23 protein-coding genes and 1 pseudogene are annotated in these 25,724 nt (G+C 60.4%); 7 read left to right on the top strand and 17 right to left on the bottom strand.

Annotation, left to right across the window (positions count from 1 at the left end):
* Positions 1–4 precede the first annotated feature (4 nt).
* From urtE to cbiE, 15 genes and pseudogenes are all read right to left on the bottom strand, one after another.
* Positions 5–703: an urea ABC transporter ATP-binding subunit UrtE gene (gene urtE / locus ACYZTS_RS04615; RefSeq protein WP_461994361.1), complete on the bottom strand. Its 699-nt coding sequence runs from the start codon at positions 701–703 to the stop codon at positions 5–7.
* 133 nt (positions 704–836) lie between these two features.
* Positions 837–1,712, bottom strand: a complete 876-nt coding sequence (urtD, locus tag ACYZTS_RS04610) for an urea ABC transporter ATP-binding protein UrtD (protein WP_461994359.1) — start codon at positions 1,710–1,712, stop codon at positions 837–839.
* Positions 1,709–2,734, bottom strand: a complete 1,026-nt coding sequence (gene urtC, locus ACYZTS_RS04605; RefSeq protein WP_461996346.1) for an urea ABC transporter permease subunit UrtC — start codon at positions 2,732–2,734, stop codon at positions 1,709–1,711. The genes urtD and urtC overlap by 4 nt, the downstream gene beginning before the upstream one ends.
* A 53-nt stretch (positions 2,735–2,787) precedes the next feature.
* Positions 2,788–4,290 (bottom strand): urea ABC transporter permease subunit UrtB, encoded by a 1,503-nt coding sequence (gene urtB, locus ACYZTS_RS04600; protein WP_028623432.1) that lies wholly within the window; start codon positions 4,288–4,290, stop codon positions 2,788–2,790.
* Positions 4,291–4,518: 228 nt separating this feature from the next.
* The gene (gene urtA / locus ACYZTS_RS04595; RefSeq protein WP_028620209.1) at positions 4,519–5,784 is read right to left on the bottom strand and encodes an urea ABC transporter substrate-binding protein; all 1,266 of its coding nucleotides are present in this window, start codon (positions 5,782–5,784) and stop codon (positions 4,519–4,521) included.
* Positions 5,785–6,075: 291 nt separating this feature from the next.
* A complete protein-coding gene (locus tag ACYZTS_RS04590) occupies positions 6,076–7,452 on the bottom strand; it encodes a PepSY-associated TM helix domain-containing protein (RefSeq protein ID WP_461994356.1) in 1,377 nt (458 codons plus the stop codon).
* 109 nt (positions 7,453–7,561) lie between these two features.
* Entirely contained in the window at positions 7,562–9,679 is a 2,118-nt protein-coding gene (locus ACYZTS_RS04585) for a TonB-dependent copper receptor (protein WP_461994354.1), read from the bottom strand.
* 123 nt (positions 9,680–9,802) lie between these two features.
* Positions 9,803–10,249 (bottom strand): DUF2946 domain-containing protein, encoded by a 447-nt coding sequence (locus ACYZTS_RS04580; protein WP_461994352.1) that lies wholly within the window; start codon positions 10,247–10,249, stop codon positions 9,803–9,805.
* A gap of 18 nt (positions 10,250–10,267) precedes the next feature.
* Entirely contained in the window at positions 10,268–10,747 is a 480-nt protein-coding gene (locus ACYZTS_RS04575; RefSeq protein WP_461994350.1) for a copper chaperone PCu(A)C, read from the bottom strand.
* 47 nt (positions 10,748–10,794) lie between these two features.
* Complete coding sequence (locus ACYZTS_RS04570; RefSeq protein WP_461994348.1) at positions 10,795–11,193, bottom strand: DUF2946 domain-containing protein; 399 nt, start codon at positions 11,191–11,193, stop codon at positions 10,795–10,797.
* A gap of 97 nt (positions 11,194–11,290) precedes the next feature.
* Positions 11,291–11,581, bottom strand: a complete 291-nt coding sequence (locus ACYZTS_RS04565; RefSeq protein ID WP_461994346.1) for an addiction module antidote protein — start codon at positions 11,579–11,581, stop codon at positions 11,291–11,293.
* 3 nt (positions 11,582–11,584) lie between these two features.
* Positions 11,585–11,886: pseudogene (locus ACYZTS_RS04560) on the bottom strand (type II toxin-antitoxin system RelE/ParE family toxin).
* 202 nt (positions 11,887–12,088) lie between these two features.
* Complete coding sequence (locus tag ACYZTS_RS04555; RefSeq protein WP_461994344.1) at positions 12,089–12,805, bottom strand: cobalt-precorrin-6A reductase; 717 nt, start codon at positions 12,803–12,805, stop codon at positions 12,089–12,091.
* Entirely contained in the window at positions 12,802–13,899 is a 1,098-nt protein-coding gene (locus ACYZTS_RS04550; RefSeq protein ID WP_461994342.1) for a cobalt-precorrin-5B (C(1))-methyltransferase, read from the bottom strand. The genes ACYZTS_RS04555 and ACYZTS_RS04550 overlap by 4 nt, the downstream gene beginning before the upstream one ends.
* Positions 13,892–15,103: a precorrin-6y C5,15-methyltransferase (decarboxylating) subunit CbiE gene (gene cbiE, locus ACYZTS_RS04545; RefSeq protein WP_461994340.1), complete on the bottom strand. Its 1,212-nt coding sequence runs from the start codon at positions 15,101–15,103 to the stop codon at positions 13,892–13,894. The genes ACYZTS_RS04550 and cbiE overlap by 8 nt, the downstream gene beginning before the upstream one ends.
* Before the next feature lie 183 nt (positions 15,104–15,286).
* Here cbiE and ACYZTS_RS04540 point away from each other — a divergent pair, with 183 nt between their 5' ends.
* From ACYZTS_RS04540 to ACYZTS_RS04510, 7 genes are all read left to right on the top strand, one after another.
* On the top strand, positions 15,287–15,970 hold the full coding sequence (locus ACYZTS_RS04540; protein WP_461994338.1) for a hypothetical protein: 684 nt from the start codon (positions 15,287–15,289) through the stop codon (positions 15,968–15,970).
* 154 nt (positions 15,971–16,124) lie between these two features.
* Positions 16,125–17,429 carry a precorrin-3B synthase gene (cobG, locus tag ACYZTS_RS04535; protein WP_461994336.1) on the top strand — a complete coding sequence of 435 codons (1,305 nt, stop codon included), beginning with the start codon at positions 16,125–16,127 and terminating at the stop codon, positions 17,427–17,429.
* Positions 17,422–18,048, top strand: a complete 627-nt coding sequence (locus tag ACYZTS_RS04530; RefSeq protein ID WP_028620198.1) for a precorrin-8X methylmutase — start codon at positions 17,422–17,424, stop codon at positions 18,046–18,048. Before cobG ends, ACYZTS_RS04530 begins: the two co-directional genes overlap by 8 nt.
* Positions 18,048–18,779 carry a precorrin-2 C(20)-methyltransferase gene (locus ACYZTS_RS04525; RefSeq protein WP_461994333.1) on the top strand — a complete coding sequence of 244 codons (732 nt, stop codon included), beginning with the start codon at positions 18,048–18,050 and terminating at the stop codon, positions 18,777–18,779. Before ACYZTS_RS04530 ends, ACYZTS_RS04525 begins: the two co-directional genes overlap by 1 nt.
* Positions 18,779–20,479, top strand: a complete 1,701-nt coding sequence (gene cobJ, locus ACYZTS_RS04520; RefSeq protein ID WP_461994331.1) for a precorrin-3B C(17)-methyltransferase — start codon at positions 18,779–18,781, stop codon at positions 20,477–20,479. The genes ACYZTS_RS04525 and cobJ overlap by 1 nt, the downstream gene beginning before the upstream one ends.
* A gap of 210 nt (positions 20,480–20,689) precedes the next feature.
* Positions 20,690–21,511, top strand: a complete 822-nt coding sequence (locus ACYZTS_RS04515; RefSeq protein ID WP_461994329.1) for a hypothetical protein — start codon at positions 20,690–20,692, stop codon at positions 21,509–21,511.
* 56 nt (positions 21,512–21,567) lie between these two features.
* The gene (locus ACYZTS_RS04510) at positions 21,568–22,215 is read left to right on the top strand and encodes a hypothetical protein (protein WP_028620195.1); all 648 of its coding nucleotides are present in this window, start codon (positions 21,568–21,570) and stop codon (positions 22,213–22,215) included.
* A gap of 18 nt (positions 22,216–22,233) precedes the next feature.
* Here the strand turns inward: ACYZTS_RS04510 and ACYZTS_RS04505 are convergent, their stop codons facing one another.
* Both ACYZTS_RS04505 and ACYZTS_RS04500 read right to left on the bottom strand, forming a co-directional pair.
* Positions 22,234–22,830 carry a MarC family protein gene (locus tag ACYZTS_RS04505; protein ID WP_028620194.1) on the bottom strand — a complete coding sequence of 199 codons (597 nt, stop codon included), beginning with the start codon at positions 22,828–22,830 and terminating at the stop codon, positions 22,234–22,236.
* A gap of 61 nt (positions 22,831–22,891) precedes the next feature.
* On the bottom strand, positions 22,892–25,669 hold the full coding sequence (locus tag ACYZTS_RS04500) for a hybrid sensor histidine kinase/response regulator (protein ID WP_461994326.1): 2,778 nt from the start codon (positions 25,667–25,669) through the stop codon (positions 22,892–22,894).
* Positions 25,670–25,724: the final 55 nt, after the last annotated feature.

Here is a 25,724-nt window from a genome sequence, read left to right as displayed (position 1 = left end):
CAAATTAGATCGTGACCAGGCCGCGCACACCCTCGGCTTCCATGTTTTCGCCGCGCCCCTGCTGAACGATTTCACCCCGGGACATGACCAGGTATTGATCGGCCAGTTCTGCGGCGAAATCGTAGAACTGCTCCACCAGCAAAATAGCCATGTCACCGCGTGCTGCGAGCTTTTTGATCACCGCGCCGATTTCCTTGATCACCGACGGCTGAATGCCTTCGGTGGGCTCGTCGAGAATCAGCAGGCGTGGCCGACTGGCCAGCGCGCGACCGATCGCCAACTGCTGTTGCTGGCCACCGGACAAATCACCTCCGCGTCGCTGCTTCATTTGCAGCAACACCGGGAACAGCTCGTAGATGAATGCCGGCACTTCTTTGGCTTCGTTTCCCGGAAACCGCGACAGGCCCATCAGCAGGTTTTCTTCGACGGTCAGGCGCCCGAAGATCTCCCGGCCTTGAGGCACATAGGCAATGCCCGCGTGAACCCGCTGATGTGGCTTGAACGTAGTGATCGGCTTGCCTTCCCAATTTACTGCGCCTTCTTTGGCGGGCAGCAAACCCATCAGGCATTTGAGCAAGGTGGTTTTGCCAACGCCGTTGCGCCCGAGCAGGCACGTCACTTCGCCGACCTTCACCTCGAACGTCAAGCCCCGCAGGATGTGGCTACCGCCGTAGTACTGATGCAGTTTGTCGACTTGCAGCATGTTCAAGTTCTCCTCAAATCCCTGTGGGAGCGGGCTTGCTCGCGAAAGCGGTCGGCCAGTTACCGCAAGTGTTGGATGTAAACCCGCTTTCGCGAGCAAGCCCGCTCCCACATTGGATAGGTGTTCACAACACCTAACGACCGAGATAAACCTCGATCACCCGCTCATTCTCCTGCACCTGCTCCAGCGAGCCTTCGGCCAGTACGCTGCCCTGGTGCAACACCGTGACGTGGTCGGCGATCGAGCCGACGAAACCCATGTCGTGTTCCACCACCATCAGCGAGTGTTTGCCGGCGAGACTTTTGAACAGCTCGGCGGTGAATTCGGTTTCCGCATCGGTCATGCCCGCCACCGGTTCATCGAGCAGCAACAGTTGCGGGTCTTGCATCAGTAGCATGCCGATCTCCAGAAACTGCTTTTGACCATGCGACAACAAGCCTGCCGGACGATTGACCGAAGTGGTCAGGCGAATCGTCTCCAGCACCTCGGCGATACGGTCTTGCTGTTCGCCATTCAACCGCGCACGCAGGCTGGCCCACACCGATTTGTCGGCCTTCTGCGCCAACTCGAGGTTTTCGAACACGCTGAGCGCTTCGAACACGGTCGGCTTCTGAAACTTGCGCCCGATCCCGGCCTGGGCGATCTGCACTTCGCTCATCAACGTCAGGTCGAGGGTTTCACCGAACCAGGCCTTGCCGTGGCTGGGACGGGTCTTGCCGGTGATCACGTCCATCAGCGTGGTCTTGCCCGCGCCGTTGGGGCCGATGATGCAGCGCAGTTCGCCGACGCCGATGTACAGGTTCAGATTGTTCAGTGCCCGGAAACCGTCGAAGCTGACGCTGATGTCTTCCAGCGTGAGAATCGTGCCATGACGGGTGTCCAGACCCTTGCTTGCGCGCTGGCCGAGCCCGATAGCGTCGCGGCTGCTGCCGGCATCCTTGTTCGGATCAGGAAAGCTCGGTTCAAGCACCGGCTCAAGCATGAATTCGGCAGTTGGCGTGATTCTCATTGTTCGCCCCTTTTCTTCAGCAGACCGATCACGCCTTTGGGCAGGTACAGGGTCACGATGATGAACAGCGCGCCGAGGAAAAACAGCCAGTATTCCGGAAACGCCACGGTGAACCAGCTCTTCATGCCGTTGACCACGCCGGCGCCCAACAGCGGCCCGATCAATGTGCCGCGCCCACCCAGCGCGACCCACACGGCGGCCTCGATGGAATTGGTCGGCGACATTTCACTCGGGTTGATGATGCCGACTTGCGGCACGTACAGCGCGCCAGCAAGACCGCACAAAACGGCGCTCAAGACCCACACGAACAGCTTGAAACCGCGCGGGTCGTAACCGCAGAACATCAGGCGATTTTCCGCATCGCGCAGTGCCGTCAGCACCCGTCCGAATTTGCTCTGCGCCAGCCGCCAACCGATAAACAGGCTGGCCACCAGCAACACCACCGTGGCGAAAAACAGCACGGCGCGCGTGCCGGGTTCGGTGATGCCGAAACCGAGAATCGTGCGGAAATTGGTGAAGCCGTTGTTGCCGCCAAACCCGGTTTCGTTGCGGAAAAACAGCAGCATCCCGGCGAAGGTCAGTGCCTGGGTCATGATCGAGAAATACACGCCTTTGATCCGCGAGCGGAAGGCGAAAAAACCGAACACCAGCGCGAGCAAACCGGGCGCCAGCACTACCAGGCACATCGCCCAGAGAAAACTGCTGGTGCCAGTCCAGTACCATGGCAATTCAGTCCACGACAAAAACGTCATGAATGCCGGCAAGCCATCGCCCGAGGCCTGGCGCATCAGGTACATGCCCATCGCGTAACCGCCAAGGGCGAAAAACAGGCCGTGGCCGAGGGACAGCAAACCGGCATAACCCCACACCAGATCCAGCGCCAGGGCGACGATCGCGTAGCACAGGATCTTGCCCACCAGCGTCAGCGTGTAGGCCGACACATGAAACGTGCTGTCGGCCGGCAACAGTGACAGCAGCGGCAACGCCAGCAATAAAACGAGGATCACTGCACCGACCGTCATCGTGACTTTCGGGCCGGCCTTTTGTGTGGCCGTGAGCATCAAGGGTTGATTCATTAGTCGATCACCCGTCCTTTCAGTGCGAAGAGGCCTTGCGGACGTTTCTGGATGAACAGAATGATCAGCGCGAGGATCAGGATTTTGCCGAGCACCGCACCGATCTGCGGTTCGAGAATCTTGTTGGCGATGCCCAGGCCGAAGGCTGCCAGCACACTGCCCGCCAGTTGCCCGACGCCACCGAGCACCACCACCAGGAAGGAGTCGATGATGTAGCTCTGGCCGAGGTCGGGGCCGACGTTACCGATCTGGCTGAGGGCAACGCCGCCGAGGCCGGCAATGCCCGAGCCGAGGCCAAAGGCGAGCATGTCGACGCGGCCGGTGGGCACGCCGCAGCACGCCGCCATGTTGCGATTCTGCGTAACTGCGCGCACGTTCAAACCCAGGCGCGTTTTGTTCAGCAGCAGCCAGGTCAGCACCACCACGAACAGCGCGAAAGCGATGATGACGATGCGGTTGTACGGCAGCACCAGATTCGGCAGCACTTGAATGCCGCCCGACAACCATGCCGGGTTAGCCACTTCAACGTTCTGCGCGCCGAACATCAGGCGCACCAGCTGAATCAGCATCAGGCTGATGCCCCAGGTGGCGAGCAACGTTTCCAGCGGGCGCCCGTAGAGGTGGCGAATGACCGTGCGCTCCAGCGCCATGCCGATGGCGGCGGTGACAAAAAACGCCACCGGCAAGGCGATCAGCGGATAGAACTCGATAGCCTGCGGGGCGTAGCGCTGGAACATCAGTTGCACGACATACGTCGAGTAGGCGCCGAGCATCAGCATCTCGCCGTGGGCCATGTTGATCACGCCGAGCAGGCCGAACGTGATCGCCAGGCCGAGGGCGGCGAGCAGCAGGATCGAGCCCAGCGACATGCCGCTGAAGGCCTGGCCGAGCATCTCGCCGATCAGCAGTTTACGTTTGACTTGCGCGAGGCTGGTTTCGGCGGCGGTGCGCACCGTGGCGTCGCTTTCGATGCCTGGTTCGAGCAAGCCTTCGAGTCGCGTGCGTGCCAGTGGATCGCCGGTTTCGCCGAGCAGTCGCACGGCGGCGAGGCGCACGCTGGGGTCGCTGTCGACCAGCTGCAGGTTGGCCAGGGCCAGGCTAAGGGCTGACTGGACGGACTCGTCCTTCTCGTTAGCCAGTTGCAGGTCGAGGAATTTCAGCTGCGCCGGTTTGGCGCTTTTTTGCAGTTGCTGCGCAGCGCCCAAGCGGATCTTCGCGTCGGCGGCGAGCAATTGGTGACTGGCCAATGCGGTGTCGATCAGACCTCGCAGGCGGTTATTCAGGCGCAGGGTCTTCGGCTGACCGTCGACCGTCAGTACGCCTTGTTGCAGGGCGTTGATCAGTTCGATACGCGCCGGATCGGGCTGCGCGGCCCACGATTCGAGAAGCTTGGCCTGCTGCACGGGATTGGCGGCGACGAAGTCTTCGGCATCGCCGGCGTGTGCGGCCAATGGCAATAAAAGTGCTATTGCGAAGATGAAGCGGTAAAGGGCGGTGGGCATATGTATGGCCTTGCACGGACTTTATATGAAGGCTGGCTCGTGTGGCGAGGGAGCTTGCTCCCGCTCGGCTGCGTAGCAGTCGTTAAACCATTGCACCCGGTGTACCTGATACACCGCAGTCCACAGTTCGGGGTTGCTGCGCAACCCAGCGGGAGCAAGCTCCCTCGCCACAGAAAGCATTTCTACAGAGCGTTTTGTCGGGTCTGAACAAGCGTCAAGCCCAATGCCTCAGTTGCTCTTCACCGCATAATCCGGCTTCTTGTCGTTACCCGAGATAAACGGGCTCCACGGCTGGGCGCGGATCGGCCCTTCGGTCTGCCATACCACGTTGAACTGACCGTCAGCCTGAATCTCCCCGATCATCACCGGCTTGTGCAGGTGGTGATTGGTCTTGTCCATGGTCAAGGTGTAGCCGGACGGTGCAGCAAAGGTCTGGCCGGCGAGTGCTTCGCGTACTTTGTCGACATCGGTGGACTTGGCTTTTTCGGCCGCTTGCGCCCACATGTGGATGCCGACGTAGGTGGCTTCCATCGGATCGTTGGTCACGGCTTTATCAGCGCCTGGCAGGTTGTGTTTCTTCGCGTAGGCTTTCCAGTCAGCGACGAATTTCTTGTTCGCCGGGTTCTCCACCGATTCAAAGTAATTCCACGCCGCGAGGTTGCCTACCAACGGCTTGGTATCGATGCCGCGCAGTTCTTCTTCGCCGACCGAGAACGCCACGACCGGAACGTCGGTAGCCTTTAGACCCTGGTTGGCCAGCTCCTTGTAAAACGGCACGTTGGAGTCACCGTTGACCGTAGAGATAACCGCGGTCTTGCCACCGGCCGAGAATTTTTTGATGTTGGCGACGATGGTTTGGTAATCGCTGTGACCGAACGGCGTGTAGACCTCTTCGATGTCCTTGTCCGCCACGCCTTTGGAGTGCAGGAACGAGCGCAGAATTTTGTTGGTGGTGCGTGGGTAGACGTAGTCGGTGCCGAGCAGGAAGTAACGCTTGGCGCTGCCGCCTTCCTCGCTCATCAGGTATTCCACCGCCGGAATCGCTTGTTGGTTCGGCGCGGCGCCGGTGTAGAACACATTCGGCGACATTTCTTCGCCTTCGTATTGCACCGGGTAGAACAGCAGACCGTTGAGCTCTTCGAATACCGGCAACACTGATTTACGCGACACCGAAGTCCAGCAGCCGAACACCACGGCAACCTTGTCCTGGGTCAGCAACTGCCGACCTTTTTCGGCGAACAGCGGCCAGTTCGACGCAGGGTCAACCACCACGGGTTCAAGCATCTTGCCGTTCACACCGCCCTTGGCGTTGATCTCGTCAATGGTCATCAACGCCATGTCTTTGAGCGACGTTTCGGAGATCGCCATGGTCCCGGACAACGAATGCAGAATACCGACCTTGATGGTCTCGGCGGCCTGTACCGTCCAGGCCATGCCCATCGCGGCAATGCTTGCCGATAGTGTGAAAGCCTTGATCAAGCTGCGACGCTTCATGTGCGATCTCCGTGAATGTTGGACATTTTTATGGTTGGCAGATGCAGACTGTTGAAGGGTCTTTAGCAAGGGCTGTGCCTGTTCGGCGCGGGGCAGGAAAATATGGAACCAGCGCGGTTACGCCCGTTGCGGGCGCACCATCAGGGACCGCTGCCGGTGCATTGGTGCGAAGCGGTGCGCCAGACTGGGGCGCGGGGTCTCACGCCGGCAGGTCGTGATCCTGCCGGCGTGAAAAACTGTCAATGCTGTCGGCAGACCCGATCGGGCGATCGGGTCATTGACCAGGCGCCTTCACACCGCCGAGCCGGTTTCCGGCTGCCGGTTGAAGCGCGACAACAGCAACCGATCCAGCAACCACACCCCCACCAGCGAAGCGCCCACCAGCGGGAAGGCTACGGCCAGCGCAAACATGATCACCATCGCGGTTTTCCATTTCGGCAAGTCGTGACGCAGCTGCGGCACGCCGAGCTTGCCTTGAGGGCGACGCTTCCACCACATCACCACACCGCTCACGGCGCTGAGTAGAATCATCAGGCAGATCAGCAGCACGACGATCTGATTGATCACCCCGAACATTTTGCCTTCGTGCAGCATCACGCCCATTTCGGTGGCGCGGGCGACGTTGCCGTAATGCTCCCAGCGCACGTCAGCGAGCACTTTGCCGGTGTATTGATCGATATGCAGCGTGGCGTCGTTGCGCGGGTCGTCGGCGAACACGGCGATGGTGAACACGCCGGTTGCCGTGGTCGGCATTGTGATGCTGTAACCCGGCTCGACCTTGCGCTCTTTGGCGATGTCTTGCACCGCTTGCAGGCTGACCGTCGGGGCGGCCGGACCAACCGGTGCGGCACCGTGAGCCATGTGTTCGGCGTGGTCGCCGGACATCGGCATCGGTGTGTTTTCCATGGCCCAGGGCACGGTCTGGCGCGTGGCCGTATTGAGGCTGCGCGCTTCGACGTCGGACTTGGGCATGTCATTCCACATCGCGTCCGGGAACACGTTCCACACAGCGGCATATTGTTTGCCCCAGAACCCGGTCCAGGTCATGCCGCTGAGCAGCATCACCAGCAGAAAGGTCGCGCCCCAGAACCCGGTGACGGCGTGCAGATCACGCCAGAGCACACGACCGCGACTGTTCAGGCGTGGCCACAAAATCCCCGCAGCCTGGCCGCGCGGCCACCACAGGAACACGCCCGACACCACCAGTACGATGCCCCAGCCCGCGGCCAGTTCGACCAGCCGATCACCGACGGTGCCGATCATCAGCTCGCCATGAATCGCCCGGGCAATGGCCTGCAGATTCTTCTTCGCGTCTTGTTCGCCGAGAATGTCGCCGTGGTAGGGATCGACGAATACGTTCAGCTCCTGACCGGCATTGATCAGCACGAACTGCGCGCTGCGTTCGGCATTGACCGGCGGCAGATACTGCGTCACCTGGCTCTGTGGATAGGCCTTTTGCACGCGTTTGAGCAGCTCATCTGCGGACACGCTGTGATGCCCGGCGGGTACGTTCAGCAGGCTGCCGTACATCAGCGGATCGAGTTGCGGTTTGAACAGGTAAAGGGTGCCGGTCAGTGCCAGCATCACCATAAAAGGCGCGACGAAAAGACCGGCGTAAAAATGCCAACGCCAGGCCAGGTTGTAGAAATTTACTTTGGGCTGCTTCATCGGTCGTGCTCCGCTTGGCAAATCATTGTTCTGTGAAAGATCGCAGCCTCGTTGCACTCGACAGCTGCTGCAGGAGGACGCGTGAGGCTGCGATCTTTGACTTTTGTTGTCAGAAACTCATATCAACCTTGGTCCAGAGCGTGCGCCCCGGTTCGTTGATGGCGCGCGGGTCATTGGCCGGGTAGCCAAAACCGGCGTTGCCGGCCAGGTTCAAATGCTCGGCGTAGGCCTTGCCGAACAGGTTGTCGACGCCGCTGCTGACCTTCCACTGCGCGTTTATGCGGTACGCCGCGTTGAGCGAGAACACGCCGAAACCGGAGCTCTTGTCGAAGTCCTTGCCGACCACGTTGCCCTTGTTCCGGTCGATGCGGTTCTGCGCCGCGACCACGCGCCACAAGGCGCCGGCACTCCAGTTGTCTTCGCTGTAGGTGAGGCCGAATCGCGCGTCGAGCGGAGGCATTTGCGGCAGTGCGGTGCCGTCACTGCTGTTTTTGCCCCAGGCGTAGGCGAGGGTGGCGTCGGTCTTCCAGTGGTCAGTCAGCTGGTAGGCCGCGCCCAATTCACCGCCCATGATTCGCGCATCGATGTTGTCGGCTTGCGAGGTGGTGCTCATCATTGCGGGGGTGTAATTGAACAGGATGTAATCGCGCACCTGCCCGACATAAGCCGACGCCCAGGCCTCGAGGTCAGCGGTCTTGTACTGCAGGCCGATGTCGAGTTGAGTGGTTTTTTCAGGCTTGATCGAATCGAAAGCGTTCAAGGAACCGGCGGGCCCCGAGTTGGGCGAAAACAGTTCCCAGTAATCCGGGAAACGCTGGGTGTGCCCGATGCCGGCGTACAGCGTGGTCGGGCTGTCAGCCAGGTCATGTTCGTAACGGACAAAACCGCTTGGCAGGGTGTCGGCACGGGTGGCATCGGCTGTTGGATTGACGCGGGTCGTCATCCCGGAACCTGTCGTCTGCCGAAAATCTTTGGCGGACGCGCGGTCCAGGCGCGCACCGCTGATCAACCGGTCCTGATCCGCGATGTACCAGCTCAGTTCGCTGAACACGCCGTAGTTGTGAAAGTCGGCGTCCTTGCTGCGCGGCAGTTCCTTGAAGGTGTCGACGCCCATGGCGCTGCGCTGGCGATGTTCGTTGGTTTGCGCATCGATGCCGCTGATCAGCTGCACATCGGCCCAGCGCCAGGTCGCTTTGACGCGCCCGCCGAGGGTTCTGCGGTCCACGTTCGACGCCATCGGCCCGGCCATCATGCCGCTCCCGGACGGCGTGCGCAGGCTGTAGTTGTCCATCACATGGTCGGCGTAGTTGTAATAGATCTGCGCTTCAACCTTGTCCAGCACCTCACCGAGGTTCGACTGTTCGAAGCGCAGGCCCAGGCTCTCGCGCTTGAACTGCGAACCGTCCATGCCGCGTCCGGCATACCGCGCTTCGCCATCGCCCTTGCCGGCGGTCAGCTCCAGCAGCGTGTCGGCGTCGGGCGTCCAGCCCAGCGCGACGTCGCCGTTCCATTTGTCATAGCGCGAGGGCACCGTGTCGTTGTTGCCGTCGCGGTAATCGTCGGCGTGCGCGGTATTGCCGATGACTCGAACATACCCTGATGGCCCGCCCGCAGCGGCATCGACCACCTTGTCGAAGCGCCCGTTGGAGCCCGCCAGAACGCTGGCATTAACCCGTGTGCCGAGTTCGCCGAAGCTTTCCGGCTCGCGGTCAAAAAGGATGGTGCCCGCCGATGCCCCCGGTCCCCAGAGCACGGTTTGCGGGCCTTTGATCACGGTGAGTTTGTCGTAGGTTTCCGGCGAGATGTAAGACGTTGGCGCGTCCATCCGCCCGGGGCAGGCGCCGAGCAGCATGCCGCCGTTGGTGAGAATGTTCAGGCGCGAACCGAACATGCCGCGCAGCACCGGATCACCGTTGGTGCCGCCGTTGCGCACCAGAGCGAAGCCCGGGATGGTCTTCAGGTAATCACCGCCATCGCTGGCCGGCACAGGTTGGCGCGGGTCCTTGGGGTTGGTCACCACGGTCAGTGGCGAACTCGGCGCGATGGCGGTAATCACCGTCGGGCTGAGTTCTTCATGGTGGCCGGCGTGTTCATCGGCCAGCGCTACGGGCGCCAGCAGCGCACCGCAAAACACGGCCGTAGCGTGCTTCAAAAGAACCCGGTTCGGGTTCAGCACAAAAGGAGCTCGAGCAGCGCTCAAGCAGGGGGCAGCGGAAAACCTGGACATGACAATTTCCATCGAACAGTCGTAAACGACACGGTCGGCAGCCGACGCGACGCGTGTGGGAACGGGCTCGCTGCCACAGGTTGCCGGACGGTTTTGTGCACCGTGTGAGATCGGGTGGGGTGTTTACGCGAGGATGGGCGGGGCGCGGGTTCGGGCGCCAGGGAAGAAGGTCTGGCGGGCATGGCCCAGACGAGTGGCCGGCGCGGAGAATGTCGCAACCGGCGCTGTGCCGGCGGTGAAGAAGGAAGGGCTGCCGGTCAGGGCCGGGCAATTGTAGAGCAGGCTGCAATAGCCGCATTTTTCCCAGAGCGCGTGGTGATCGGCTTTCGGCGCACAGTCTTGCGCGTCAGGTTGGGCGTGATGCTCGCCATGCCCCATCGCCGGCATGTCCATCGTCAGGCTCATGGCGACGTTCATCGGCGCGGACGCACGCTGATCCATCGGCATCGACTGGGAGATCAGCGGACCGATGAAAATCATCAACATGGCGAACAGGCTGATCCAGCTGCCGCGGGTCAGCCGGACTGACGGACGACGTTGCATGGAGGACCTGACGCTAAGCGCGCGCATGGGCTTGTGCTCTGCTGATTACTGAGCGTGGGCGTGGGTTTGCAGGTCGGCGGGTGGCGTTTTCTGCACCGCCACCTCGACCGTCACGTTGCCGGACTTCTCGAAATTCAAGGTCAGCGGGAAGCGTTTGCCATCGCTCAACAGGCTGCGATCCTTCAGCTCCAGCAGCATCACGTGATACGCCATCGGGGCAAACGTGACATTGCCGCCTGGAGGTATATCCACGCTCGGCACCTGCTGCATTTTCATCAGGTCGTCCTGCTTGACGTGCTCATGCAATTGCGCGAGGCCAGCGATCGGCGAGTCGACGCTGAGCAAACGATCAGCCGTTGTGCCGCTGTTATGGATGACGAAATAAGCTGCGACGGTGGGCGCGTTGGGCGGCAGCTCTTGCGACCAGGGCTGCGCGACTTGTAGCTCGCCAGCCCGGTAGGTCTGGGCATTGGCAAAGCAGGCAGGCAACAGCAACGCGGCGAGGACGATGAGTTTGTTCAACATGGCAGTTCTCCGGAACGATTCAAAACGCAGTCAGTTGCGAGAAGGAATCACACCAGAGGCGAGGCACGGGGGTTGAGGCTTGGCCATTGCTGGCGAGGTGAGGGCGTGTCGAGTACCGCAGCGGGCTGGCCGCGCGAGCTTTCAAAACGGGTGAAATACAGCTGTGGCGCGTGCCCGGGCAACGCAATCAGTTGCGCGGAACCGGAGCAGCACCAGCAATGCTGCATGGCGGAATGATCGTCGTTCTGCGGGGCTTTCTGCTCAACCTCCCCGAGGGAAATGGCGACCATCTTCGTGCCGCTCGACGAGCAGAAACTGCCCCACAACACCTGTTCGGCCGGCGCATTCGCCGCCTGCGCCATCGCTCCGGTCATCGGCATGGCGAGCATGTTGAACAGCACTGCGAAGCAGGCGATCCAGGCAATTGCGAGCCGTTGTCGGGACATGAGGCAGATCCGGTCAGGTGAGCGATCAGGCGCGGCTATTTAGCCTGATCGATGCCGATAAGTAAAAAGACCGCGTGCGGCGTGGTGTCGCAGTCGTTCAGACCGCCTTGGCATGCAAGCGCAATCCCAAGGCTTTCATGACCTTCATGATAGTCGCGAATTCGGGATTGCCAGTGCTGCTTAATGCCTTGTAAAGGCTTTCACGACCCAAACCTGCGTCACGTGCAACCTGCGTCATCCCTTGCGCTCTGGCTATATCGTTGAGTGCCGCACGAATCAGTACTCCGTCCCCAGCGTCTTCTTCAAGACATGCATCCAGGTATGCAGCCATTTCTTCCGGCGTCTTGAGAAATTCGGCGGCGTCGAAACGGGTAAATTGCTCGGCCATCATTCACTCCTCATTGCCAATGTTCCGCGCCATTTGAACAGCACGTTTGATATCGCGTTTTTGAGACGATTTGTCACCTCCGACCAAGAGCAGGTAAACCACTTCATCTCGGCGACTGAAATAAACCCTGTAACCCGGCCCATGATGCACGCGCATTTCAAAAAAGAGTCGCCAACTGATGCCGTATCGCCAAAATTGCCATGTTCCGCCGCTCTAATGCTGGCGACGATCCGGGCTTTTCCGATGGTGTCTGCTAGCGAATTGAGCCAAGCCGCAAATACTCTGGAGTGTTCAAAATCGATCATGCTGACCGTATTCCTTGGGATACAGTTTGGCAAGGGCCGCCGTTCGCGACTCAGTGCTTGTCGTGTCCCAAAGATCAAGACGGTGCGCTGGGCAGGCGTGTGCAGGCGGCACTTTAGACTTCAAGTCGTGGGCGGTACAGTCGGCGCCGTCCTGGAATGTTGCGGGCAAAACTGCTGGTTCTGAAGGGGCTGCGTAAAAATCCTACGCAGACAGGGCCGAGAGCAAATCGGTTACTGACCCGAATTCCCTATCCGCCTTGGCCAACACCGGCCGCCTCAACACAATCACTGGCACGCTGCGCTCCCTTGCCACTTCAAGTTTCGGCTCGGTGGCAGTGCTGCCGCTGTTCTTGCTGATCAGCACATCGATCTGCCGCTGTTCAAACAGCTCGCGTTCGTTGCCGATGAGAAACGGCCCGCGCGCGCCGATCACCTCGCAGCGCTCGTTGCCGGGATAAACGTCGAGTGCGCGCAGGGTCCAGAATTGCTCTGGCGGAATTTCATGCAGGTGTTGCAAGGGCTCGCGGCCGAGGGTAAACAGCGGGCGGCGGAAGGGTCGCAGTGCCTCGATCAATTCGTCCCAGTCGCCCACTTCGCGCCAGTCATCGCCATGTTGCGGCTGCCAGGCCGGACGGCGCAGCGCCCAGCAGGGTATGCCGGCCTGTCCCGCAGCGATGGCCGCGTTCTGGCTGATTTGTGCGGCGTAAGGGTGAGTGGCATCCAGCAGCAGGTCGACGCCTTCGTCGCGGATAAACTGTGCCAAACCCTCAGCGCCGCCATAACCGCCGACGCGAACCTGGCACGTCAGATCGGTTGGTACTCGACCGACGCCGGCGAGGCTGTAAATGTGCTGAGGCCCCAGCGTACGGGCAATGGCCAAGGCTTCGGTGACCCCGCCGAGCAGTAAAATGCGTTTCACTGAAAACACGCCGCGTGGCCAACGATTCCGCCCTGGCGGTCAATGGCAAACACTTCCACCTGAACCTGCGCCGGCACCACGCTGCGCGCAAAGGCCAATGCATGAGCACACACCGCATCACCCAGGGCAATGCCTGCCGCACTGGCCATCGCCAAGGCCTGCTGACTGGTATTGGCTTCGCGAATCGCCTGCTGCAAAGCGTCGTCGGCGCCAATGGCCGCCGCCCATTCGGCCAGCTGCGCCAAGTCGATGCTCGAATGCCGACTGTGCAAGTCCATGTGCCCGGCCGCCAGTTTGCTGATCTTGCCGAAACCGCCACACAGGCTGAGTTTATCCACAGGCACTTTGCGCAGATGTTTGAGCACCGCGCCGACAAAATCGCCCATTTCGATCAGAGCGATTTCCGGCAAGTCATAGACCCGGCGCATGGTGTCTTCGCTGGCATTGCCGGTGCATGCGGCGATGTGCAAATAGCCGTTGGTCTTTGCCACGTCGATGCCTTGGTGAATCGAGGCGATATAAGCGGCGCAGGAAAATGGCCGGACGATACCGCTGGTGCCCAGAATCGACAGACCGCCGAGAATGCCCAGGCGCGGGTTCATGGTTTTCAGGGCCAGCGCTGCGCCGTCTTCGACGTTCACCGTGACCTCGAAACCGCCGTCGTAATCGCGCTCGGCGGCCAGCAGGTTCAGGTGATCAGTGATCATCTTGCGCGGCACCGGGTTGATCGCCGGTTCGCCGACGTCCAGCACCAGCCCGGGGCGGGTGACGGTGCCGACGCCCAGGCCGGCAATGAAGCGCACGCCTGGCTCGCGGCGCAGACGCACATGGCAATAAAGCAGTGCACCGTGGGTCACGTCAGGATCGTCGCCAGCATCCTTGATCGTACCGGCCTCGGCGCCATCGTCGGCCAGCCGACAAAACTCCAGACGCATCTGTACCCGCTTGCCTTTGGGCAGAACGATCTCCAATGCGTCGCAGACCGGGCCGCCCAACAACAACCGGGCAGCCGCAAGACTGGTGGCTGTGGCGCAACTGCCGGTGGTCAAACCGCTGCGCAGCGGTGCAGGTTGCTCGGCGGTTTCGTCACGCATCGGCTGGTTTAACCGCGTCCAGCAAAGTGATCGGCAGCGCCTGGCGCCAGGTATCGAAGTCGCCCAGCGGTTGTGCCTGAGCGACATGGATACGCGTGAGTTCGCCGCCGTATTGTTCGCGCCAGGCCATCAAGGTCATTTCGCTTTGCAGCGTGACGGCGTTGGCAACCAGTCGACCTCCGGGTTTCAGTGCGGCCCAGCACGCATCGAGTACGCCTTCGCGCGTCACGCCACCGCCAATGAAAATCGCATCAGGGCGCTCAAGTCCGTTCAGCGCTTGCGGCGCGCTGCCACGAATCAGCTGCAAACCGGGAACACCGAGGGCGTCGCGATTGTGCTCGATCAACGCCTGCCGGCCATCATCCGCCTCGATGGCGAGCGCGCGGCAAGCCGGGTGAGCGCGCATCCACTCGATGCCGATCGAGCCACTGCCGGCGCCGACGTCCCACAGCAGCTCGCCGGGGATCGGCGCAAGGCGGGCAAGGGTGATGGCGCGCACGTCTCGCTTGGTCAGTTGACCGTCGTGTTTGAAAGCAGAGTCCGGCAGTCCGGCGAGTCGCGACAGGCGTGGTGCATACGGTTCGGCGATGCATTCGATGGCGAGCAGGTTGAGGTCGGCAACGGCCGGGAACTGCCAGTCATTCGCGGTCCCATCGATGCGTCGTTCCGCCGGGCCGCCGAGGTGTTCCAGCACGCTGAGCCGACTCGGTCCAAACCCGCGCTCGCGCAGTAACGCCGCAATGGCGCCCGGGCTTTGTCCGTCGTTGCTTAACACCAGCAAACGCACGCCGCTGAACAGTTGCGCATTGATTGCCGCAATGGGGCGGGCGACAACCGAGAGCGTGACAACGTCTTGCAACGGCCAACCCATGCGCGCAGCGGCGAGGGAGCAGGAGGAGGGCGCTGGCAGAATCAACATTTCATCGGCAGGTAATTGCCGGGCGAGACTGGCGCCTACGCCGAAGAACATCGGATCGCCGCTGGCCAGAACGCAAACCGGCTGACCCCGCACGGCGAGTACCGGATCAAGACTGAACGGTGACGTCCACAACCGACGCTCGCCCCTGATGCAGGCCGGCAACAAGTCGAGTTGGCGCTGGCTGCCGAAGATCTGCGGCGTGCCCAGCAAGGCACGCCGAGCGCACTTGCCCAGGCCTGGGAAACCTTCTTCACCGATGCCTATCACCGTCAGCCAGGGGGTCATGTCATTCCTCAATCACGCGATCATCTTTCAGGGCGGCATGATAGCGCGGCTTCCAGGCAGTGACTTCATCCTCATCGCTGCCGGGCGAGCATGTACATGAAATGTTGATGATTAGTAGTTGTTCGCCAGGTGCCAGTTGCTAATGTGATTTTTCATTAAAGCCAAGAAGGCAGGGAGTAAGTAATGGAATTACATGTTGATAACGACGCTGTACAAAGGGAGGTGCTGTCAGTCGCACCCAGTGCTTCATTACTCGATAACAGGATGTTGGCGTTCTTTGCGGGTTTATCCATCGAAGACAGGCAGTACATAAAGAACAGTCTGCGCTGGGCGGAATACCAGGCCAACCTGCGCTTTGACCGAAAGCTTGAACCTGCCGATTGGTTTGAACACGTTTCGGGCAGGCTCTGGTCCGTCGGCTGGAGTCTGGAGCACGCGCCGGTGGAGGTCATCGACCATCGCTACAAAGGCAGCCTTCTGGACAGTTGGTCCAAAGCCCTGTCCACGCAAGTCAGCAGAGCCAGGTTGAAGTTGATCAAGGATTCGTTTGGATTTCTCGAACATGATCGTTCAGCGCTCGCTTTTTTTACCGAGCGCGCCCAGCAGTCCGGGGATTTTCGGTTTATGCCCGCTGAGTACAATCGAGCCGGGGAACTTGAAATCGTGCTGACCAACGTTCGATTGCTCAGCACTAACTGGAGCTCGACCGTGTTGTTCTGGGACGTAGAACATCCACAATCCCAACTTGATATTCGGGCCAGACGATTCTCCGCCAGGCCGCGCGAGATGGATAAGTACCGGGTCATGCTGGCCGATGCAGTGCGGGACATGCGTTTCTCGGAGATTACATTGACGCTGACGCATTAACGAACGCCACAGCAGCGTCCGCGTAGAGGGCAGGAGAATGCTGCCGGCAGGCCGCATTCCGACCGGCAGTTTTTCATGGTTCGAGGCAAAGCAGGCATAATACCGCGCGCCAGCCTCAACACCTGAACCGGTCACCTCCTTGAACCCACGTCCGATGTCCTCCGCCTTACGCCCCTCGGCCTGCCCGGGGTTGCTGCGTATTGTCCCGGCGCTGGATGGTGGCATCTGTCGAATCAAGCTGAACGGTGGGTCCATCAGCAGCGTTCAGGCGGCGGTTGTGGCTGACGCAGCCGAGCGCTTTGCCAGCGGAACGATCGAAGCGACCAACCGAGGCAACCTGCAAATACGTGGCATTGGCAACGAACAGGCGGCGCTGATCGACAGCTTGCTCGGTGCCGGTCTGGGGCCGCAAACCCCGGCAGGCGACGACGTTCGTAACCTGATGCTCAGCGCCTCTGCCGGGATTGATCGCCATCTGCTGGTGGACACCCGGCCGCTGGCGAACCAGATTCTCGGCACGGTGCAGAATCACGAGCGGTACCACGCACTCAGCGCCAAGTTTGCCGTGCAACTGGATGGCGGCGAGGCGCTGGCCATGCTCGAACATCCCCACGACCTCTGGCTGAGTGCCGTTGACCAAGGCGGCGCTTGCTGGTGGGCCTTCGGATTGGCCGGTTGCCCGACAGACGCCCCGGCCGGTGCGGTGCGACTGGAAGACGGGCACGCGCTGGTCGTGGCCGTGCTTGACGTGTTCCTCGAACGGGCACGTCCCGATCAAACGCGCATGCGTCATCTCCTGGCTGAGCTGCCGATCGTCAATGTGTTGGCTCGACTGGCCGAAAAGGTGGCGTTGATGCCGCCACCCGGTTGCCGACGCAGCGCCAATCCCGACACTCTGCACATCGGCGTGCATGCCCAGGCCGATACCCGTCAGGTGTATATCGGTGCTGTGCCGCCGCTCGGGCGTCTGACGTCCACGATGTTGCGAGGCGTTGCACAATTGGCGGAGGAGTTTGGCGATGCGAGTCTGCGGTTCACCCCCTGGCAAAGTCTGCTGATCCCCAATGTCCTGCGCGAGCACGCTGGCCAGATCACGCGGCGATTGACGCAGTTGGGCTTGTTCTGCGATCTGGACCCCTTGGCCCGCTTGATTGCCTGCACCGGTTCTGCCGGATGCAGCAAGGCGTTGGCCGACACCAAAGGCGACGCCCTGCAATTGTCCGGGCTGCTTCGGCGCCATGGCCATGTGCTGAACGTTCACCTGTCAGGGTGCTCGCGTTCGTGCGCCGCGGCGCACATCGCCCCGATCACGATGCTGGCGGTCGGTCGCGATCACTACGACCTTTATTTTCGCGAAGCGGGGCTGCCGGGTTTCGGCGTCCTGCACGCACGCAATCTTACTATTGAAGCGGCCGCAGCCTTGCTCGACGCCCGCTCACGGAGCCTTTTTGATGCTTGATTACATCCGCGACGGTCAGGAGATCTATCGCAACTCCTTCGCGATCATTCGCTCCGAGGCGAACCTTGCGCGCATCCCGGCCGACCTGGAAAAACTGGCCGTGCGGGTGATTCACGCCTGCGGCATGGTTGATGCGATCGATGGCCTGCAGTTCTCTGAAGGCGCCGGCAAGGCCGGGCGCGATGCACTGGCCGCTGGCGCACCGATCCTGTGTGATGCGCGGATGGTCTCGGAAGGCGTGACGCGCACGCGTTTGCCGGCGAACAATCAGGTGATCTGTACTTTGCGCGATGAAGGCGTGCCCGAGCTCGCCCGTGAGTTGGGCAATACCCGTTCCGCTGCTGCACTGGAACTCTGGCGCCCGCACCTCGAAGGCAGCGTTGTGGTGATCGGCAATGCCCCGACCGCGCTGTTTTACCTGCTGGAAATGCTCGACGCCGGCGCGCCGAAACCGGCGCTGATCCTCGGCTTTCCGGTGGGATTTGTGGGCGCGGCGGAGTCCAAGGCAGCGCTGGCGGCGGACAGTCGTGGCGTGCCGTTTGTCATCATGCAAGGTCGGCTGGGTGGCAGCGCCATGGCCGCTGCCGCCGTCAACGCGCTCGCCACGGAGATCGAATAATGCAGCGACCTGGACGTCTGATCGGCCTCGGCGTCGGCCCCGGTGATCCGGAGCTGATCACCGTCAAGGCGCTGCGCCTGCTGCGCGAATCGCCGGTGATCGCCTATTTTGTCGCCAAAGGGAAAAAGGGCAACGCCTTTGGCATTATCGAAGCGCATCTGCAGCAAGCGCAGACACTGTTGCCGCTGGTGTATCCGGTGACGACCGAGGCATTGCCCGCGCCACTTTCGTATGAACAGGTCATCAGTGATTTCTACGATGCGGCTGGCGAGCAGCTCGCTGCGCATCTCGATGCCGGTCGCGACGTGGCGGTGATCTGCGAGGGTGATCCGTTTTTCTACGGCTCCTACATGTATCTGCATGATCGCCTGGCCGAGCGCTATCAAGCTGAAGTGGTGCCGGGCGTGTGCTCGATGCTGGGCGGCGCTTCGGTATTGGGCGCTCCGCTGGTGTATCGCAATCAAAGCTTGTCGGTGCTGTCCGGTGTGTTGCCCCCTGACGATCTCAAGCGCCGATTGGCCGACGCCGATGCGGCGGTGATCATGAAGCTGGGACGCAACTTTCCCAAGGTCCGCCAGGTGCTGGAAGAGCTCGGCCTGGCGGAGCGCGCCTTGTACGTCGAGCGCGCGACCATGGCCAATCAGAAAATCGTGCCGCTGGATCAGGTCGAGCCAATGTCCTCACCGTACTTCTCGTTGATCATTGTTCCCGGCGAAAGGTGGCAAGGCTGATGACTCGAGCAGCTCCGGCGATTGTCATTCTGGGCAAAGGCAGCCTCGCGACCGCGCGCAAGATTCAGCAGATTTACCCCGGTGCCTTGATCCACGGTCTGTCGGGACGGGTCGAGGAGGTGGATCGCGTCTACCAGGAGTTCGGCGCTACCCTGCGCGAGTTCTACCAGCAGGACACGCCGATCATTGCCCTGTGCGCCGCAGGCATCGTGATTCGCACGCTTGCGCCCGTGCTGCTGGAAAAAGGCGCGGAGCCGCCCGTGCTTGCGGTCGCTGAAGACGGCAGCGCGGTGGTGCCGCTGCTCGGCGGCCTCGGCGGAGTGAATGTCATGGCGCGAGAAATCGCTGCCGGGCTGCACGTCGCCGCGGCGATCACCACCAGCGGCGAGCTGCGCTTTGGCACCTGCCTGCTCAACCCACCGAGTGGCTACGCTCTGGCGGATCTGGAACAGGGCAAACGCTTTGTCTCCGATCTGCTGGCCGGGCACAGCGTTCGTATCGTAGGTGCGGCGCCGTGGCTGGATCAGGCGCAATTGCGGGACGATCCGCAGGCGCAGCGCTCGATTCATGTCGGCAGCGCTGAACGTGAAGCGAGTGCCGATGAACTGCTGATCTATCCGCGCAGTGTTGCGGTGGCGGTCAGCGCTGACGTGGTGGGCTTGCCGACGGCCATTCGCGTGGCGTTGCAGCAGGCAAAAATTGCCCGGCAATCACTGGCTTGTCTTGTCGCGGCGGACAACGAAATGGCCGCAGAGAGTTTGCGTGAGGCAGCGCTTGATCTGGGCGTGCCGTTGCGCTTTGTTGCAGCGCAAAACGACAGCGAGGCACTGGCGCTTGCGGCTGTGCCAGAGGCGAAAGTCGTGAGCGCCAACAACCTGGCCATCGCCATCGCCGATCAGCCGTTGAACATCGCTCACGTCGGTCGTGCGCGTGGTCGTCTTGCAGTGATCGGCCTCGGCCCTGGCGCGGCCGAACTGATGGTTCCTGCGGTAAAAGCCGAACTGGCGCGCGCCACCGATGTGCTCGGTTACGAAACTTACGTGCGCATGGCCGGCCCGTTCCGTGACGATCAAGTGCAGCATTGCACCGATAACCGTGAAGAGATGCAGCGCGCCCGTCATGCGTTCGAGCTGGCGGCGCAAGGGCGCTCGGTGGTGGTGGTGTCTTCCGGTGATCCGGGTGTGTTCGCCATGGCAGCAGCGGTGCTCGAAGCGCTGCACGAGTCCAGCGACACGGCGTGGCACGACGTCGATCTGGAGATTTTGCCGGGCGTGTCGGCGTCATTGGCCACGGCCGCTCAGGCGGGTGCGCCACTGGGGCATGATTTCTGTGTGTTGTCGCTGTCGGATAACCTCAAACCGTGGGCGATTATCGAGAAGCGCCTCGACCTCGCCGCTCAAGCCGATCTGGCGCTGGCTTTCTACAATCCCATTTCGCGGTCGCGACCGTGGCAACTGGGCCGCGCGCTGGAGATCGTCGCGCAGCACCGCACCCCGCAAACTCCTGTTGTGTTGGGGCGCGATGTCGGGCGACCGGGGCAAACGCTGCGGGTGACTACGTTGGGTCAATTGACACCTGATCAGGTTGATATGCGCACCATGGTGCTGATCGGCTCATCCACTACCTGCGTGTTCCCTCGTGAAGGCGGTGGTCAGTGGGTTTACACCCCACGCTGGTACGGCTCCAAGCCCGTTGCGTAAGGGGGGCGGTCCGTGGGCCGCCATCCATACATTTGTTCTTCTCCTGAATATTCAAATATTCCTGCAAGCTGGTATTGCCTGGTTCTAATCAGGAGTGCTCACGAATCTCTGAAATTAGTTGAATTGGTTCGCGGTTGTATAACTTTCTTATGGAAGTTAAGTTCGATCTCGCGCCAAAGAAGCGTTAACTAATTTGAAAGGAATCAACTAATGATCGAATTTAATCCTGAAAAAATCTCTGGCAGTGAACGCGTTGCACTGATCGAGGAATCGAACAAACTGCTGTCGCTGCAGCCGACGCCCCGCGCCTTTACAGGCTTCTCCGCTCATCAACTTCCGATCGACAAAGATGAGCTGAATGCCGCCATTATGGGCACAGGTATTGCGGGTTTTGATGCAAGTATGTCCAAACGCAGCAAGCGAATTGTTAAAAACACTTATATGTATGCTGATCTTGTCTCTTTGCTCAAATACCCGGGTGCCAGTCAGAAGGAACAACGGTTCAATGAGTTTTTAAGGCTCATGAAACTGAGTGGCTGGTTTGTTTTTAGTGCGCCTTACAACAAGTATCAATCCACCGCTCAAAAACTCACCATGGACAACGTTGCGCTGAGCATCCTGCACACGGCAGTAGGCGCTGCCGTCAATCAGGGCGCCGCGGCGCTGAAGGTTTTGTCTTCGGTAGCTGATGCAACCATGGAGGCACTGAAGAACGAACCCCAAGCGTTGCAGCTGTTCGAAAAAAATTCGAAGAAAGCTGAGGGTGGAGACTTCTGCATGTCGGCCTCGCTGGAAAGTGCAGACGGCGACATCACCATGGCGATTGCAGCGGTGCAGTATTTCGCCAACGCGCAGCCGACCAAGGTGCTGTTCGTGGAATGGAGCAGCGCCAACGTCTCTATTTATAACTCCGCGGCACGTATGCACATGGACGAAGAGGATTACTCGATGGTTGAGCCCTTGATCGTGAAAGCGCTGTCGGAACAGCGAACAAAAGCGCTGACCTATGAGTTTCGAGCTGCACGTGCATGAGTAGAGCCTGAGGCGAAAGCCTCAGGTTTTAACGTTAAACTGCAAAGGAGTGCGTCTTGAATTACGTAAATTATATTTGCGCGGGTGCTGTTGTTCTCGTATCGGACGAATTGTCCGTTGGTGAAGTACAGGACGGTCTGGATGCTTTGCTTTATTGCCAGGCTGTGGCGAGCGGGAAGGTTCCTGCGTTTGCGAACTTTGAACGTTGGATGAACGCCAACACAGGGGCAGTCCGGACGCTGGGTGGTTTGGTATGGAGTGAACCTTGCATCGACGTACCGCCTCCTCGTTCAGGCCGCTTCAGCCTGTGTGAAATGATTGCGCCGCTACTCGGCCAACTGGCACTTACCTCGCCAGAAGCCCTACAAGCCAGCCTGGAAGCGTTGTCTTTGGACGCATCAGCGTTACTGCAAAGTGAGTTGCTTGACACTCCCAATGGTCAGACTCAACAAACGGTACGCTTGAAATGTGCAGTGATCACGCCAGGCGTTTCGATTGCCGCTGTCGTGATCTGCTTCAAATTCGATGAGAAGTTCAGCGGCCCTGTCTTGAGCCATCGCTTCGCTGCCGAAAATGTCATTGGCAATGTATCGATCAGAGGTTACAGGGCGCTGATGGAGACCGAGGATTATGACCTGTCGCGTGAAACCGTCGTTTCGTTATTAGGTTGCCAGCGACAAGAACGCATCATCAGGTTGACCTGACGTGCAATTCACAATGGATCAAGAGATCAGATATCCCTTTATCCCGGTGAAGATAATCTGCGCAGCCAGGGCGCACACAAACAAACCCATCAAACGGCTGACAATTTGCAGGCCCTGATCGCCGAGAATCCGTTCGATGCGGTTCGACAGGTAGAGCACCACGCCCACCGTGAAACTGGCCAGGGCAATACCAAGAATGGCCGTGAGTTTGTCGTCCCAGTGCGGCTGGCTCACGCCCATCACCAGCAAGGCGCCGATGGTGCCGGGGCCGACGGTCAGGGGAATGGTCAGCGGAACGATGGTCACGTCCTGTTGCACGTTGTCAGTCTGTACCGCTGACTTGCCTTGAGCCATGCCCAGCGCCGAGATGAACAGCACGCTGCCGGCACCGATGCGGAACGCATCCACGGTGATGCCGAAGACGCTGAAAATCACTCGCCCGAACAAATACAGCAAGACGCTGGAAACCAATGTGGCGATCGCCACCTTCCAGGCCAGTCGACGTTGTTCCTTGCGCGAATAACCGCGAGTCAGACTGATGAAGCAGGAGAGGACGAAGAACGGGCTGTAGAGCACCAGCATCTTCAGGTAAACGCTGAACAACACGTGCAGCATGGGGCAGGCTCACTGGGAGGAAGTCGAAGGGGAGTCTATCAGGCGCCGCCAGGTCTGTCGGTCAGGACGTCTGCACCGTTGTGCGGTTCTGCTGATCGCGTTGTGCAACCCAGTGTTCAATCAATTCGCGCAGCTGCGACAGTTCGACCGGTTTCGCCATATGGCCGTCCATTCCAGCCTGACGCGCGCGTTCCTTGTGTTCGGTAAGAATGTGCGCGGTCAACGCCACCACCGGGGTGCGAATCCGCTGGTTGCCGACCTCCCAGGCACGCAATTGCTGGGTAGCCGAGAAGCCATCCAGAATCGGCATTTCACAATCCATCAACACCAGGTCGTAACGTTGGGCTTTCATCGCCTTTAGAGCTTCTTCGCCGTTACTCGCGGTATCGGGTTGCAGATTGAGCTTGCCGAGCATGCCGCGAATCACCTTCGTCGAAATGCTGTTGTCTTCGGCCACCAGAATGCGGAAATCGCTGGGGACCTTGACCGGCAACGGCATGCCGCCCGCCGGCTGGGGCGCAACCGCGAGGCCTTTGTTGCGCTGCGTAAGTTCGTCCGCCAGCGTCGTTTTGAGGGTATAGCCAGCCACCGGTTTGGCGAGGATGCGCTTGATCCCGGAATTGCGCGCGATGATCTTGCTGGGGGCGTTACTGATGCCGGTCAGCATGATCAGCAGAATGTCGTGATTGAGGCTCGGGTCTTCCTTGATCTTGGCCGCCAGTTGCATACCGGTCATGCCGGGCATGTTCTGGTCCAGCAGCACGATGTCGAAGTAATCGCGCAGGTGGGCCTTGGTACGCAGCAGTGCCAGCGCTTCCTTGCCAGAGGCTACGGCACTGACATTCAGGCCCCAGGCGGTGCATTGCTGCACCAGGACTTTGCGGCAGGTGTCGTTGTCATCCACGACCAGCACTCGAGCACCTTGCAACGGGCCGTCGAGATCGGACGTCGGGTGTTCAAGACGATCCGGGTCCAGAGGGAGCGTCAGCCACAAGGTACTGCCCTGACCGGCACCACTCTTGATGCCAAATTCCCCGTGCATCAGACGAATCAGTTGCCGGGCGATCACCAGTCCCAGGTTGCCCCCCAGGCGATTGGCCGAGAGAAAGTTCTTGCTGTGAAGTTCGGCGTGCATCAACGCGTCGCGCTCTTCGGCTTCCATTGTTTCACCGCTGTCCTGTACGGCAATGCGCAGGCGCGGTTTCGCGCTGCGGTCGTCCAGCGCTACAACGATCAGGATTTCGCCTTCATCGGTTTTCTTCAGGGCATTTTCCAGCAGACTCAGCAGGGTCTGACGCAAGCGGGTCGGATCGCCACTGATGACCCGTGGGACTTGCGGCTGGATAAAACTGATCAGCTCGACGTTTTGCTGCTCGGCTTTGGCGCGAAAAATACTCAGGCAGTCTTCGATCAGGGCATTGAGATCGAACTGCACATCGTCCAGCTCGATCTGCCCGGATTCCAGTTTGGAGATGTCGAGGATCTCGTTGATCAAAGTCAGCAGTTCATTGCCGGCACTGTGGATGGTCTGTACGTAGTCACGTTGCTTGACCGAGAGCGGCGTTCCCAGCAGCAATTCGGTCATGCCCAGTACGCCATTCATGGGCGTGCGGATTTCGTGACTGATTTTCGCCAGGAATTCGGCTTTAGCATTGATCTCGGCATTGCTGGCCGCCAGGTCGCGACTGACGCTGAACAGGTCTTCAGTGATGCTGCGCTGGCGTTCGCTGAGCGCGACGCTCATCAACAGGCCGCTGACGCAGATGAACACCAGCAGGGCGGCGATCAAGCCCTGCGGCTCGACCAGTGTCAGCCCGAGCAGGGCCGGAAGGATGATCAACGTGCCGAGGTTGAACACCACCATGGCCGCGACGAAGAACCGCGCCGGACGATAGCCTTTTTGCCAGTGCCAGGCGCTGACGAACAACATCGTCAGGCCTGCCAGCGCGACCAGTGCGTAGGTGATGATGTTCAGCGGTAGCGTGTTGACGAACAACAGCAACAGGCCGCAGGCAACAATAAAGAGGATATCGCCCATCAGCAGTCGGTTCAGCGGGTGTGGCCCGAGCGGGGCGAAGAAGCGGTAAGCGAACATCAGTCCGCACGGAGCGGTCATGAGCAGGGCAATGTAGGCGCCCGGTGTTTGCTGGGTGTGCCAGTCGGGTAGCCATGGCCCGAGAATGTTCAGCAGCAGCACCATGCTGATCATCAGCAGTGTCTCGCAACCTGACAGCCAGAGGCTGCTGCGCGAGCGTGTGTAGGCATACCGGATGAGGTTGTGCAGGATCAGCATGCCGAGACAACCGAACAACAGACCGAAGATCAGCGTCTGGGTCTGATTGGCGGCTGTGGTGATGGCTGACTGCAATGTGATGTAAGGCCGCATCTGATGCTGGGACACCAGGCGCAGATAGATCTCCAGAGGTTTGTCAGCCTGCGGCAGCGGTAGCAGGTAATCGCTGCTGGGCAGTGGTCGTTCGGCCTGAGGCTGATCGGCACCGGAATTGATTTGTTGGATTAGCCTGTCGCCGTCCAGGACAAACAGGTTGAGGTGCGCCAGATCGGGCGCGAAGATCTTCAACACTTGCTCGTGCTTGCCGGGGGCGAGCCGGAACCGAAGCCACAATGCCCCGTCGGGCTCGGCGGCGGTGAGGCGTTCGAGTTCAATGGGGCTGAATTGATTGATGAAGCGAGCGGAACGGATATCGCTGAGTTGCAGGTCGCCCTGCTCGTCGAGCAAAACCGCCCAGCCACTGCCCTGCTCGGCCTGTGCCGATAGCGTGCAGAGCATTGTCAGCAGCGTGACAGTGAAACCTATGGCAATCCTGAGCCAGCGCACGGCGAAATCCCTTCGTAGGTTGATGCCAGAATATAACTATGCGCGGCGCCGGAAT

Source organism: Pseudomonas sp. TMB3-21, assembly GCF_054898145.1.
This window is presented reverse-complemented; position numbering and strand designations above follow the sequence as displayed.